This is a genomic window from Lysobacter luteus (assembly GCF_907164845.1).
Lineage (GTDB): Bacteria > Pseudomonadota > Gammaproteobacteria > Xanthomonadales > Xanthomonadaceae > Novilysobacter > Novilysobacter luteus.
On the sequence record NZ_OU015430.1, the window covers coordinates 184962 to 198622 of the forward strand.

At 69.2% G+C, this 13661-nt stretch carries 9 protein-coding genes and 1 pseudogene; 5 read left to right on the forward strand and 5 right to left on the reverse strand.

The features are described 5' to 3' along the window. Positions 1-49: 49 nt before the first annotated feature. A complete protein-coding gene (locus tag KOD61_RS00915) occupies positions 50-2161 on the reverse strand; it encodes a TonB-dependent copper receptor (RefSeq protein WP_215219219.1) in 2112 nt (703 codons plus the stop codon). A 106-nt stretch (positions 2162-2267) separates the two neighbouring features. Beyond that, entirely contained in the window at positions 2268-2699 is a 432-nt protein-coding gene (locus KOD61_RS00920; protein WP_215219220.1) for a DUF2946 family protein, read from the reverse strand. A 200-nt stretch (positions 2700-2899) separates the two neighbouring features. Between KOD61_RS00920 and nirK the strand changes: the two genes are divergently transcribed. Both nirK and KOD61_RS00930 read left to right on the forward strand, forming a co-directional pair. After that, the gene (nirK, locus tag KOD61_RS00925) at positions 2900-4276 is read left to right on the forward strand and encodes a copper-containing nitrite reductase (protein ID WP_215219221.1); all 1377 of its coding nucleotides are present in this window, start codon (positions 2900-2902) and stop codon (positions 4274-4276) included. Between the two features lie 186 nt (positions 4277-4462). Continuing rightward, entirely contained in the window at positions 4463-6286 is a 1824-nt protein-coding gene (locus tag KOD61_RS00930; RefSeq protein ID WP_215219222.1) for a DUF885 domain-containing protein, read from the forward strand. Between the two features lie 48 nt (positions 6287-6334). Here the strand turns inward: KOD61_RS00930 and sstT are convergent, their stop codons facing one another. The 3 genes from sstT to KOD61_RS00945 form a co-directional block, all read right to left on the reverse strand. Further along, positions 6335-7558, reverse strand: a complete 1224-nt coding sequence (gene sstT / locus KOD61_RS00935) for a serine/threonine transporter SstT (protein ID WP_215219223.1) — start codon at positions 7556-7558, stop codon at positions 6335-6337. A 90-nt stretch (positions 7559-7648) separates the two neighbouring features. Then, complete coding sequence (locus KOD61_RS00940) at positions 7649-8146, reverse strand: tRNA (cytidine(34)-2'-O)-methyltransferase (protein ID WP_215219224.1); 498 nt, start codon at positions 8144-8146, stop codon at positions 7649-7651. Next, positions 8143-8856 carry an SDR family oxidoreductase gene (locus KOD61_RS00945; RefSeq protein WP_215219225.1) on the reverse strand — a complete coding sequence of 238 codons (714 nt, stop codon included), beginning with the start codon at positions 8854-8856 and terminating at the stop codon, positions 8143-8145. The genes KOD61_RS00940 and KOD61_RS00945 overlap by 4 nt, the downstream gene beginning before the upstream one ends. A 178-nt stretch (positions 8857-9034) precedes the next feature. Between KOD61_RS00945 and KOD61_RS00950 the strand changes: the two genes are divergently transcribed. The 3 genes and pseudogenes from KOD61_RS00950 to KOD61_RS00960 all read left to right on the forward strand — a co-directional run bounded on the left by KOD61_RS00950 (position 9035) and on the right by KOD61_RS00960 (position 13641). Beyond that, positions 9035-11971, forward strand: coding sequence for a M16 family metallopeptidase (locus tag KOD61_RS00950; RefSeq protein ID WP_215219226.1), 2937 nt, complete (start codon positions 9035-9037; stop codon positions 11969-11971). A 174-nt stretch (positions 11972-12145) separates the two neighbouring features. Further along, positions 12146-12457 (forward strand): annotated as a pseudogene (locus tag KOD61_RS00955) (DUF4156 domain-containing protein); the annotation flags it as partial. 164 nt (positions 12458-12621) lie between these two features. Next, complete coding sequence (locus KOD61_RS00960; protein WP_215219227.1) at positions 12622-13641, forward strand: 3-oxoacyl-ACP synthase III; 1020 nt, start codon at positions 12622-12624, stop codon at positions 13639-13641. The last annotated feature ends 20 nt before the right edge of the window (positions 13642-13661 follow it).

Here is a 13661-nt window from a genome sequence, read left to right on the forward strand (position 1 = left end):
GCTGCACCGCGGGCGACCGGGCCACGCGCTGGCCCGGTCGCGTGTGGCCTCAGTAGCTGACGTTGACCTTCAGCCACGCGTTGCGGCCGGGCTCGTTGATCCGGACCGGGTCGGCCGGGTAGCCGAAGTCGGCATTGCCGGCCAGGTTGAGGTGCTCGCTGTAGGCGCGGTCGAACACGTTGTCCACGCCGGCGGTGACCTGCACCATCGCGTTGACGCGGTAGCCGGCATTGAGCGCCAGGGTGGCGAAGCCGGCGCTGGGGCCGAGGTCCTGGCCGACCACGTTGCCGTAGCCCGGTGCGACCCGGTCCTGCCCATCGACCACCCGGACCAGCGCGCCGGCCGACCAGCTGCCGTTGTCCCACGAGGCGGTCAGGCGCGACTCCAGCGGTGTCATCTGCGGGAGCGGCCGGCCGCTGTCGCGGGCTTCGCCGCGGGCGTAGGCGAGGGTGGCGCCGAGCTTCCAGTGGTCGGCCGGGCGGACCTCGACGCCGAGTTCCGCGCCGCGGATGTCGGCATCGATGTTGGAGACAACGCTGGTGCCGGCCATCATCCCTTCGCTGGGGTAGTGGAACTGGATGAAGTCGTCGATCCGGCCGGCGTAGGTCGACACCCAGGCGTCGACCTTCCTGCCGCGGTAGTGCAGGCCGATGTCCAGCTGGGTGGTCTTCTCGGTATCGAGCCCGGCGAACGCGTTGGTGCCGCCCATGCCCGTCCCCATCGCGCCGCCGAACGACCGGGCCGAGAACAGCTCCCAGTAGTCGGGCATGCGCTCGGTGTGGCCGACGCCGGCGTACCAGGTCACCGGCTGGCGGGCAGCGTCGCGCTCGAAGCGGACGAAGCCGGCGGCCAGGGTGTCCTCGCGGGTCTGGCCGGCGGTGGGATTGGGCACCGCCGCGCCGCCGTGGCCGCCGCTGATGGTGGCGCGTTCGTCGGTGGCCTCGGCGCGGTCGATCCGGGTGCCGGCGACCCAGCGGTTGCGCTCGCCCTGGAACCAGGTGCCCTCGGCGAAGGCACCCAGATTGGCGAAGCGCGCATCGACGGCCCAGGGCTGCGCGCGGTAGGCGTCCCGGCCCATGCCGCCGCGGCGCCGGTGGCGGCTGTCCTGGCCATCGACTCCCGCGACCAGTTCGTAGGCGCTGCCGCGCCAGGTCGCCGCGAGCCGCCCGCCGTCGGTGGCGCGCTCGACGTTGGACGCCATCGGCATCGGCATCGGGCCGGCCGGGTTGGGGTCGCGCAGGCTGTAGTTGTCCATCACGTGGTCGGCGACGTTGTGGTAGATGCTCGCCTCGAACTCCTGCAGGTGTTCGCCGATGTTGGTCTTCTCGAACCGCAGGCTGGTGTTGTCGCGTTTGAACTGGCTGCCGTCCATGCCGCGGGTGGCATAGCGCGACTCGCCGTCACCGACGCCGATCCCCAGTTCCAGCAAGGTGTCCGGATCGGGGGTCCAGCCGAGGGCGACGTCGGCATTCCACTTCTTCCAGGCCGAGCCGACGGTGTCGCCGTTGCCATCGCGGTAGTCGTCGGACTCGGAGCGGTTGGCGCTGACGCGGGCGTAACCCAGCCGGTCGCCATAGGTGGCATCGACGACCTGGTCGTTGCGGCCGAAGCTGCCGGCCAGCAGGCTGCCGCTGGCTTTGACGGTCGGCGCTTCGTACACCTCGCGGTCGCGCTCGAAGCGCACCGTGCCGGCCGACGCGCCCGGGCCCCACAGCACCGTCTGCGGCCCCTTGGTGACCACCAGGCGGTCGTAGTTCTCCGGCGCGATGTAGGACATCGCGTTGTCCATGCGGCTGGGGCAGGCGCCCGGCATCGCGCCGTCATTGGTCAACAGGTTGAGCCGCGAGCCGAACATGCCGCGCAGCACCGGGTCGCCGTTGGTGCCGCCGTTGCGCACCGCCGAGAAGCCGGGAATCGTCTTGAGGTAGTCCGCGCCATCGCTGGCCGGGACCGGCTGGCGCGGCAACTTTGGGCTGGTGTCGAAGGTCAGCGCCGACACCGGCGCGGTGGCGGTCACGACGATGGATTGGAGGTCGAACGGGTCGCTGGCGACGTCGGCATCGTCGGCCGGCGCGGCGAGCGCGAGTGGCGTCGCCAGTGCGAGCAGCAGGGCGGTGGACAGGGAAGACAGACGGATCACCGGGTTGCGGGAGATCGTCATGGCAGGGGCTCCAGTCAGGCAAAAGAGGGGCGTGCGGCGCCGTCAGGTCGACGGGACGCTGGTTGGATGGGCATCGGGGTGGAGCGCGGTGGCTCCGGGGCGCGGATCAGGCCGGGGTCGGCGGTCCGCGGGCATGCAGCCCGTGCGGGCGCAGCGTGGCGTGGCCGTCGGCGATCGCCACCGAGGGCGCGGGGCCGGCCGGGATGCGGGCGAGCAGCGGTAACGGGTGCGCGGCGCCGGCCAACTGGCCCAGCAACGGGCAGTAAGGGCAGTCGGCGTGGGTCGCGTGGCGCGGCCCGGGAGCAACCGGTGCTTCCGGCGACGCATCCTGGTGGGCGGTTGCATGGTCGCCGTGGCCGGCCACCTGCTGGGTGATCGACGGTGCGCCAGCGAACGCGGCGGACGGGCCGCCGCCGCCGAGGTAGAGGCGCCCCGCGGTGGGCATCAGAACCAGCGCCAGCATCGCGGCGAGGGCCAGGCGGCCGAGCCAGTACTGGAAGCTGCAACCCGGGTGGAAGGGGTTCTTCACGATCGCCATTTTCCCGACGCCGCGCATGCCCGCTCTGATCCAGATCAAGACGGTGGCGTATGGACGCCAGGACGTCCGCCCCGCGGGGTTTTGCCGTTTCCATACGCAGCGGTTTGGTCGCGCTTGATCCAAGTCATGGCCGGGGTCGGGGGGCAGCCCTAAGGTGCGCTCAAACGACGATTTCGAAACCCCGATAGGAAGCCTGAAAAATGAAAGACCTGGTCCTGTTGTTCGCACTTGCCACGGCCGCCGGATTCACGCCGATGGCGGTGGCCGCCCAACACCACTCGGAGGTCACCCCGGTGGCCGACGTCACCTTCACCCTGAAGACCGCGATCCATGAAGGCCAGTTGGTCTTCATCGGCGACGCGGGCCCGATCAAGGGCCAGGTCGCACCCGAACTGAAGGTGCCCGAGGGCGCCGTGGTCGCGATCACCGTGGTCAACGGCGACGGCGCGATGCACGACATCGCCGTGCCCGACTTTGGCGCGCAGTCCGACCAGCTGGTCGGCGAGGGCAGCGCGACCACCATCGTGTTCCGCGCCACCAAGGCCGGCACCTTCGAATACCTGTGCACGATCCCGGGCCACAAGGCGGCCGGCATGTTCGGCAAGCTGATCGTCGGTGACGTGGTCGAGACGGTCAGCACCGCGGTCGACATCGCCAAGAACCCGGCCGAGGTCGGCGAGCCGGTCGGCGACCGCGCGCCCAAGCACATCAACTACGACCTGCTGACCACCGAGGTCGAGGGCAAGCTGTCGGACGGCAGCACCTACCGCTACTGGACCTTCAACAACACGGTGCCCGGCCCGATGCTGCGCGTGCGCCAGGGCGACAGCGTCACCATCAACCTCAAGAACGACGAGAGCAGCATCAACATCCACTCGGTCGACTTCCATGCGGTCACCGGTCCCGGTGGCGGCGCGGCGGTCACCCAGGTCGCCCCGGGCCAGACCAAGAGCTTCACCTTCAAGGCGCTGCAGCCGGGCCTGTACGTCTACCACTGCGCGACGCCGATGATCGCCCACCACATCTCCAACGGCATGTACGGAATGATCCTGGTCGAGCCGGAAGGCGGCCTGGCCGAGGTCGACAAGGAGTACTACGTGATGCAGGGCGAGCTCTATACCGCCCAGAAGCACGGCTCGCGCGGGCTGCAGGAGTTCTCGCTGGAGAAGCTGCTCGACGAGAAGCCCGAGCACCTGATGTTCAACGGCTCCATGGACGCGCTGACCAAGACGTTCAACATGACCGCCGAGGTGGGCGACACCGTACGCATGTACTTCGGCGTCGGTGGCCCGAACCTGGTCTCGAGCATGCACCTGATCGGCGAGATCTTCGACAGGGTGTACGACCAGGCTTCGCTGACCAGCCCGCCGCTGACCGACGTGCAGACCACGCTGGTGGCACCGGGCGGGGCGACAATGGTCGAGTTCAAGGCCGACTACCCGGGCAAGTACATCCTGGTCGACCACTCGCTGTCGCGGCTGGAGAAGGGCCTGGCCGGGTTCCTGACCGTGACCGGCGAAGCCGACGCGGAGATCTTCAGCACCAGTGAGAAGATCGACGCCAACTCGGGTCACTGACCTGCGCGCCGCCACCGCGGCGCAAGTCGAAACAGAACCGGGCCGCCACGAGCGGCCCGGTTTTCTTTTTTTTGCGTGATCGGGCGTGTGGCCGGGAGTCATCTTCCCGTCACGCGACCCTGCGCCGCCGGATCGGCCATGATCGGGGCCTGGCGCGACCGCGCGCACCCGTCACGGAGCCCTTCGATGCAGCAGACCCGACTCGCCCTGATCCTCGCCGCCAGCCTCGGTACCCTCGCCGCCTGCCAGCCGGCCACCTTGCCGGTGGCGGAAGCGCCGGCCACCGGCCAGGCCGGTGCCACCGCGGCCGCCGCGCGCTTCGATGCGCTCTCCGAGTCGCTGCTGATGCGCGCGCTGGAGCGCAGCCCGGAGTGGTCGATCTACTCCGGCCGCTACGACAACGCTGCGTCGCTGACTATTCCCGATGCCGCACGCCGCTCCGACGACCTCGCGTTCGCCAGGAACGCGCTTGCCGAGCTGGCCGCGTTCGACCCGCAGCAACTGCCGGCGTCGCAGCGCATCGACCACATGCTGCTGACCAACCAGTTCGAATCGTCGATCTGGTACCAGCAGCAGTTCCGCGACTGGGTCTGGGACCCGTCCAACTACAACGTCGCCGGCACCGTGGCGCTGTTGCTCAACACGCCGTATGCCGACGAGGACGCGCGGTTGCGCACGGTCATGCAGCGCATCGAGCAGGTGCCGCAGTATTACGCCGCCGCTCGAGCCAACATCGCCAACCCGACCGCCGAACACGTCGAGCTGGCGATCGTGCAGAGCCGCGGCGCGCTGAGCGTGTTCGACGACGGCCTTCGGGGGCGGATCGCCGCATCCGGCCTCGATGCCGCCGAGCAGGCGTTGTTCAACCAGCGCATCGACGCCGCCCGTGCCGCGATCGAGCGATGGGTCGGCTGGCTCGAGGGTGAGCAGAAGCGCCTGGCCGCGAGCGGCGACGCCCGCTCGTTCCGCATCGGCGCGGATCTCTACGAACAGAAGTTCGCCTACGACATCCAGTCGCATTACAGCGCCGCCGAGCTCTACCAGCGCGCGGTCGACGAGAAGAACGCGCTGCACGGACGCATGGACGAGATCACCGTGCAGCTGTGGCCGAAGTACCTTGCCGGCACCGCCATGCCCGACGACCGCCTGGAGCGGATCGGGATGATGATCGACCACCTGTCGGCCCGGCACGTCTCCCGCGACGGGTTCTTCGACGAGATCAACCGGCAGATCCCGCTGCTGGCCGACTTCGTGCGCGAACACGACCTGCTCGACCAGGACGAAACCCGGCCGCTGGTGGTGCGCGAGACGCCCGAGTACATGCGCGGCGGTGGCGCCGGTGCATCGGTCAGCGCGCCAGGTCCGTTCAACCCGACTGCCGACACCTACTACAACGTCAGCCCGCTGGACGCCTACACCGACGAGCAGGCCGAGAGCTTCCTGCGCGAGTACAACCACTGGGTGCTGCAGGTGCTCAACATCCACGAGGGCATCCCGGGCCACTACACCCAGCTGCTGCACGCCAACAAGAGCCCGAGCCTGGTCAAGAGCCTGCTGGGCAACGGCGCGATGATCGAGGGCTGGGCGGTGTACGCCGAGCGGATGATGCTCGAGCAGGGCTACGGCAACCAGGAACCGGAGATGTGGCTGATGTACGGCAAGTGGAACCTGCGCGTGGTCACCAACGCGATCCTCGACTACGCGGTGCACGTGCAGGGCATGACCGAGGCGCAGGCGATGGACCTGCTGCAGCGCGAGGCGTTCCAGGAAAAGACCGAGGCGGAGAACAAGTGGCGCCGCGTGCGTCTGTCGCAGGTGCAGCTGACCAGCTACTTCACCGGCTATGCCGAAATCTACGACCTGCGCGAGCAACGCAAGGCCGAGCTTGGCGAAGCCTTCGACCTGAAGACCTTCCACAACCGGTTCCTGTCGTACGGCAACGCACCGGTGTCGGCTATTGCCCAACTCATGCGAGCCGAGCCGATGCGCGGGCAGCATCCGGCGAACTGACCGCTGCCGGCGCCCGCGCCAACGCGCGGGTGCCGGCTTGCCGGGGGGTCAGGCGATGCGGTCGGGCACCGCGTCCACCACCACCGGCGCACCGGCCGCGGTGAACAGCACGTCGGTCGAGGAGTTGAGCGCGGTCTCTGCCGAATCCTGCACGACACCGACGATGAAGCCGATCGCGACGACCTGCATCGCCAGGTCGGTGGAGATGCCGAACAGCCCGCAGGCCAGCGGCACCAGCAGCAGGGAACCGCCGGGCACGCCCGAGGCGCCGCAGGCAGCGACCGTGGCGACCACGCTGAGCAGCAGGGCGGTGGGCAGGTCCACGGCGACGCCCAGCGTATTGACCGCCGCCAGCGTCAGCACGGTGATGGTGATCGCCGCCCCGGCCATGTTGATGGTCGCGCCGATCGGGATCGAAACCGCGTAGGTTTCCTCCGGCAGCCCCAACCGGCGGCACAGTTCCAGGTTGACCGGGATGTTGGCGGCCGATGAGCGGGTGAAGAACGCGGTGATGCCGCTCTCGCGCAGGCAGGTGAACACCAGCGGGTAGGGATTGCGGCGGGTCCTGAGGAACACGATCAGCGGGTTGCCGACCAGCGCCATGAACACCATGCAGCCCAGTAGCACGGCCAGCAGCCGCGCGTAGTCGAGCAGGGCCGACAGGCCGGTCTCGGCCAGGGTAGCCGCCACCAGGCCGAAGATGCCCAGCGGCGCCAGCCGGATGACCAGCCGCACCAGCCACGTGATCGCGTCGGCCAGGTCGGACAGCACGGCGCGGGTGGCGTCCGAGGCATGCCGAAGCGCCAGTCCCAGGCCGATGCCCCAGGCCAGCAGGCCGATGTAGTTGCCGGTGATCAGCGCATTGACCGGGTTGTCGACGATCTGCATCACCAGCGTGCGCAGCACCTCGCCGATGCCTTCGGGCGGGGTCAATGCGATGTCGTCCGGCAGCACCAGTTGCAGCGAGACCGGGAACGCGAAGCTGGCGAGCACCGCGACCAGCGCGGCGGTCAGCGTGCCCAGGATGTACAGCAGCAGGATCGGCCGGATCCCGGTCTGCTGGCCCCGCCGATGGTTGGCGATCGCGGCAGCCACAAGGACCAGCACCAGCACCGGTGCAACGGCCTTCAGCGCGGAGATGAACACCGTGCCCAGCAGCCCGGCGGCTGCGCCGGCTTCCGGCGAGGCAAGCGCGAGCAGTATGCCGGCCACCAGGCCCATGACGATCTGGGTGACGAGGCTGGGGCGACGCAGGAAGGCGGGCAGCGGCATGGGCGGGCTCGGACGGGGGAAGGACGGTGGCGCGTGCGCCGGTTGGCCGATTGTCGCGCGCGCGGGCAGGTGGTGCGAATGCGGCGCGGTTCAGTCGGCGGCGCCGGCGAACCCCAGTTGCCGCCACGCCTCGAACACGGTCACCGCCACCGCGTTCGACAGGTTCAGGCTGCGGTTGTTCGGCCGCATCGGTAGCCGCAGGCGCTGCTCCGGCGGCAGCGCATCGAGCACCGCGTCGGGCAGGCCGCGCGTCTCGCAGCCGAACAGCAGTGCGTCGCCCGGGCGATAGGCCGGGGTATCGAAGCGGGTGCGGCCGCGCGTGCTCAGTGCGAATACGCGGGGCGGCGCGCCGTTGGCGTGGGTGATCGCGGCGACGGCGGCGTCGAGGTCGTCATGCAGCTGCATCCGCGCGAACTCGTGGTAATCGAGTCCGGCGCGGCGCATCTGCTTGTCGTCGATCGAGAAGCCGAGCGGGCGCACCAGGTGCAGTTGGGCGCCGGTGTTGGCGCACAGCCGGATCACGTTGCCGGTGTTGGGCGGGATCTCGGGCTGGAACAGGATGACGTGGAGGGAGATGCCGTCGCTCACCACGGCATCGGTTCCCCGTGGCGATCCAGGAACTTTCCGCTGTGGTCGCGTCCGGCGCGGTCGATCACCCGCAGCAGGTCGGCGACGGCGTCGGCCGGTTCGACCTCGGCCTTGGCTCCGCCCATGTCGGTCCGGACCCAGCCGGGGTGCAGCGCCATGACGATGATGCACGGTCCCTGCAACGCCTTGGACAGTTGCCGGGTCGCCATGTTCAGGGCCGCCTTGGACATCGCGTAGCTGGGAGACCGGAACGTCTGTACCCCGGCGATCGAGCCGAGCTCCGAAGACAGGTTGGCGACCTTGCCGCCACCAGCGAGCAACGGCGCCAGCGCCTGGGTCAGCAGGAAGGGACCCATCGCGTTGATGCGCAGGCTGTCGAGCAGGATCGCCGGGTCGACCGTGCCGAATCGCTCGCCCGAATGCAGCACGCCCGCGTTGTTGACCAACAGGTGGATGGGTTTGCGTCCCAGTACCAGCGGCAGCTCGCGCACCAGTTCGGCGTGGCTTTTCGGATCGGCGACGTCCAGGGGCAACACGTGCAGCCGGCCGGGGTACTCGCCGGCCAGCTGGTTCAGCGCGTGGGCGCGACCGGGGTGGCGGCAGGTAGCGACGACGTGTTCGCCGCGTGCCAGCAGCTGCCGGGTGAATTCCAGCCCGAGGCCGCGGTTGGCCCCGGTGACGAGGCAGCGCAGGGTGGTGTCGATGGGCATGGCGGTCCCCGGTAGAAAGGCGGGGACAGTCTAGGACGTGGGGTGGCACGTGCGCGCCGCGGTGCTTGCCAATCGCCCGGCCGGGACTTGTGACCTAGTGCTCGCTTCCGCGGCCACCGCTAGGATGGGGTGTTGCCGTCCGCCCGGACGTCGCCCAACCACCGACAGGGGAGTCACCATGACCGCATCCACCCGCACCCGCCAGGGCCTGCTGCAGAAGGGCACGCTGGCCCTCGCGCTCGCCACCGCGATCGGTGCCACCGCATTCGCGCCGTCGCCGGCACTGGCCCAGGCCGAGGCCACGCCTTCCTCCGGCGTCGATATCGCCTATGAGGAGTTCACCCTGCCCAACGGCCTGCGGGTGATCGTGCATGAGGACCACAAGGCGCCGATCGTCGCGGTCAACATCTGGTACCACGTGGGCAGCAAGGACGAACCGCGTGGCCGCACCGGCTTTGCGCACCTGTTCGAGCACCTGATGTTCAACGGCTCGGAGAACAACCCGGGCGAGTACTTCGCCCCGTTCGAGCTGGTCGGCGCGACCGACATGAACGGCACCACCAACACCGACCGCACCAACTACTTCCAGAACGTCCCGACCACCGCGCTCGACCTCGCGCTGTGGATGGAATCGGACCGCATGGGGCACCTGCTCGGTGCGATCGACCAGGCCACGCTAGACGAGCAGCGTGGCGTGGTGCAGAACGAGAAGCGACAGGGCGAGAACCAGCCCTACGGCCAGGTCTGGACCAAGCTCAACCAGGCGCTGTATCCCGACAGCCACCCATACAACCACAGCGTGATCGGCTCGATGGCCGACCTGAACGCGGCGTCGCTGGAAGACGTCAAGAACTGGTTCCGCGCCTGGTACGGCCCGAACAACGCGGTGCTTGTGCTGGCCGGCGACATCGACGTGGAGACCGCGAAGGCGAAGGTGGCGAAGTACTTCGGCCACATCCCGGCCGGTCCCGACATGGCGCAGCCGGCGGTCGACATCGCGGTGCGCCCGGCCGACACCCGCGAGGTGATGGAGGACCGCGTGCCACAGGCGCGCATCTACCGCGCCTGGAACGTGCCGCCGACCGGCACCGCCGAGGTCGACCAGCTGCACGTGCTCGGGCAGATCCTCGGCGGCAGCGCCACCTCGCGGCTCGAGAAGCGGCTGGCGCACCAGGACAAGCTGGTGGACAACATCAGCGCCGGCGTCAGCGAGTCGCAGCTGGGTTCCAACTTCCTGGTGATGGCGACCGTCAAGGAAGGCGTCGACCCGGCGAAGGTCGAGGCGATCATCGACGAGGAACTCGAGCGCCTGTTGACCAAGGGGCCGACCGCCGAGGAGGTCGCCCAGGCTCAGACCGTGATCCGCGCCGGCTTCGTGCGCGGTGTCGAACGGATCGGCGGCTTTGGCGGCAAGGCCGACGTGCTGGCCAGCTGCGAGATCTACACCGGCGAGTCGCACTGCTTCCGCGACAGCATGGCCACGGTGGCGGCGGTAACGCCGGCCCAGTTGACCGCGGTCGGCAACCGCTGGCTCGGCGATGGCGACCACACGCTGGTGGTGGTGCCCGGCGAGCGCACCCCGCTGGCCGAAGCACCGGCGGTCGATCCGGCGCCGCTGGACCTCCCGCCGGTCGACGGCAAGTACAGCACCACCGCGGCCACGGTCGACCGCAGCACCGGCGTGCCGATGCCCGAACAGTTCCCCGACCTGACGTTCCCGGAGTTGCAGCGCGCCACGCTCAGCAACGGCACCGAGGTGATCCTGGCCGAGCGCCACGCGGTGCCGGTAGTGCAGGTGAACTACCTGTTCGACGGCGGCTACAAGGCCGACGTGCTGGGGGGTGACAAGCTGGGCACCTCGAGCTTCGCGATGAGCATGCTTGACGAAGGTGCCGGCGACTACGACGCACTGGGCTTTGCCGCCCGCGCCGAATCGCTGGGTGCCAATCTCGGTGCCGGCGCCTCGCTTGACGGTGGCAGCGCGTACCTGTCGGCGCTCAAGGACCAGCTCGACCCGTCGCTGGCGCTGTTTGCCGACATGCTGCGCGCGCCGCGCTTCGAGCCGTCGGAGATCGAGCGCGTCAAGGCCACCTGGATCGCCGGCATCAAGCAGGAGAAGGCACGTCCGAACTCCGCGGCCCTGCGGGTGATGCCGCCGCTGCTGTACGGCGAAGGCCACGCCTACGCGATGCCGTTCAGCGGCACGGGCACCGAGGCATCGATCGCGTCGCTGACCCGCGACGACCTGGTCGGCTACCACGGCACCTGGGTGCGTCCGGAAAACGCGACCCTGGTCGTGGTGGGCGACACCACCCTCGCCCAGGTCGTGCCGATGCTCGAGAAGCACCTTGGCGACTGGAAGGGCCAGGGTGCGCCGGAGACCACCGGCGAGGTGGCGACGGTCGAGCGGCCGGACGCTTCGCGCGTGTTCCTGATCGACCAGCCCGGTGCGGTGCAGGCCAACATCTTCGTCGGCCAGCTGGTGCCGTCGACGAAGTCCGACCAGGCGACCGAGTTCGAGTTCGCCAACACCGTGCTGGGCGGGCAGTTCAGCTCGCGGCTCAACATGAACCTGCGTGAGGACAAGCACTGGGCCTACGGTTCGTACAGCTTCTCGCCCGACGCGATGGGCCAGCGGCCGTGGCTGGCGTTCGCGCCGGTGCAGATCGACAAGACCGCCGAGTCGATGGCCGAGCTCAAGCGCGAGATCGCCGAGTACGCAACCGGCAAGGCACCGCCGACCGCGGAGGAAGTCGGCAAGGTCCGTTCCAACGAGATCCGCAGCCTGCCGGGTGCCTATGAAACCGCCAGCTCGGTGGCCGGCACGATCGCCGGGATGGTCCGTTACGACCGCCCGGACGACTACGTCCGCCAGCGCCAGGCCGAGATCGAGGCGTTGACTCCGACGCAGGTCGCCGCAGCCGCCGCCACGATCGACCCGTCGGCCCTGACCTGGGTGGTGGTGGGTGACCTCGGCAAGATCGAAACGCCCGTGCGCGCGCTGGACTTCGGCGTCGTCCAGGTGCTCGACGCCGACGGCAATCCCGTCGCCGCGGCAGCCAACGGCAGCGACGACCGCAGCGACGACGGCAGCGACGACGGCAACGCCGAGTAAGTGGAGCGACCCGCCGGGTGGACAACCACCCGGCGGGTAACGCTGTCAGCCAACCCGCCCACGATTCGGAGGGTGGCACTTCCCCGGCGTTCCAGTCAGTCCCGATTCACCGCCGCCGCGTACAACCCGGGCAACGGACAGACACTGTCCGACCCGCACGCAACAGGAGATCCCATGGTCCGCCCGCTCATCCTCGGCTTCGCCACGCTCATGCTCGCCACCGGTTGCACCTGGGTCCACATGGCCCCCGGAGCAAGCGCCGTACGGGTGATCAGCGCCGGCAACCCGCCGGCCGGTTGCGTCAAGCGCGGCGACATCGCGGTGTCGGTCAAGGACAGCGTGGCGTTCTACGAGCGCAACAACCTGCGGGTCCGTGAGGAGCTGGAAACCCTCGCGCGCAACGAAGCCCCCGGCCTGGATGCCGACACCATCCAGCCGCTGGCACCGCCGCTGGACGGCGAGCAGCGCTTTGCCGCCTACCACTGCGGCGGCGCTTCGGCAGGTGTTTCCGGCCCGGCCCCGCGCCCGGCCGGCGGGATGGCACAGACCTATCCGATCGGCGGCTGAACCACGCCGGCCAGCCCCCAGTAATGCAGCGGCCCCGGCAAAACGTTAATCTGTCGTGATCTTTGCCTTTCGGGCCGCTGCTCATGCTGTTCCAACACGTCGCCATTGCCGGCCTGGCCCACATCGACGCGCCGCGCCGGCTGAGCTCGGACGAGATCAACGCCCGGCTCAAGCCGACCCTGGATCGACTGGGCATCCGGACCGACGTTCTGGGTGACATCGCCGGCATCCACGCCCGCCGGCTCTGGGACGACCGCGACATGCTCGCCTCCGATGCCGCCACCCTGGCCGGCGTCAAGGCGCTGGCCGATGCGGGCATCGACCCCGACAAGGTCGGCCTGCTGGTCAACACCTCGGTCAGCCGCGACTACCTCGAGCCATCGACCGCGTCGATCGTGTCCGGCAACCTCGGCCTGCCCGACACCTGCCAGAACTTCGACGTCGCCAACGCCTGCCTCGCCTTCATCAACGGCATGGACATCGCCAGCCGCATGATCGAGCGCGGCGAGATCGACTACGCGCTGGTGGTCGACGGCGAGACCGCCGACCTGGCCTACGAGAAGACCATCGAGCGCATGACCCGCGCCGACGTCACCGAGGCCGACTTCAAGAGCGAGCTGGCGACGCTGACGCTGGGTTCCGGCGCGGCGGCGATGGTGCTCGCGCGTGCCGAACTGGCGCCGGGCGCCCCGCGCTACAAGGGTGGGGTCACCCGCGCGGCGACCGAGTGGAACAAGCTGTGTCGCGGCAACCTGGACGGCATGATCACCGATACCCGGATGCTGCTGATCGAAGGCATCAAGCTCGCCCAGAAGACCTTCCAGGTCGCCAAGCAGAAGCTGGGCTGGGTGGCCGAGGAACTCGACGAGTTCGTTATCCACCAGGTGAGCAAGGTCCACACCGCCGCCTTCACGAAGGCGATGGGCATCGACCCGAAGAAGGTCCTGACCATCTTCAACGAACACGGCAACATCGGTCCGGCTTCGGTGCCGATCGTGCTCAGCAAGCTGCGCGAGATGGGGCGCCTGAAGAAGGGCGACCGGGTCGCGTTGCTGGGCATCGGTTCGGGCCTGAACTGCTCGATGGCCGAAGTCGTCTGGTAAGAGGTGGTCACGCCGGTTCG

Coding starts and splice junctions, on each gene's coding strand:
- KOD61_RS00915 (WP_215219219.1), bottom strand. CDS start 2,161: ATGACGATCTCCCGCAACCCGGTGATCCGTCTGTCTTCCCTGTCCACC.
- KOD61_RS00920 (WP_215219220.1), bottom strand. CDS start 2,699: ATGGCGATCGTGAAGAACCCCTTCCACCCGGGTTGCAGCTTCCAGTAC.
- nirK (WP_215219221.1), top strand. CDS start 2,900: ATGAAAGACCTGGTCCTGTTGTTCGCACTTGCCACGGCCGCCGGATTC.
- KOD61_RS00930 (WP_215219222.1), top strand. CDS start 4,463: ATGCAGCAGACCCGACTCGCCCTGATCCTCGCCGCCAGCCTCGGTACC.
- sstT (WP_215219223.1), bottom strand. CDS start 7,558: ATGCCGCTGCCCGCCTTCCTGCGTCGCCCCAGCCTCGTCACCCAGATC.
- KOD61_RS00945 (WP_215219225.1), bottom strand. CDS start 8,856: ATGCCCATCGACACCACCCTGCGCTGCCTCGTCACCGGGGCCAACCGC.
- KOD61_RS00950 (WP_215219226.1), top strand. CDS start 9,035: ATGACCGCATCCACCCGCACCCGCCAGGGCCTGCTGCAGAAGGGCACG.
- KOD61_RS00960 (WP_215219227.1), top strand. CDS start 12,622: ATGCTGTTCCAACACGTCGCCATTGCCGGCCTGGCCCACATCGACGCG.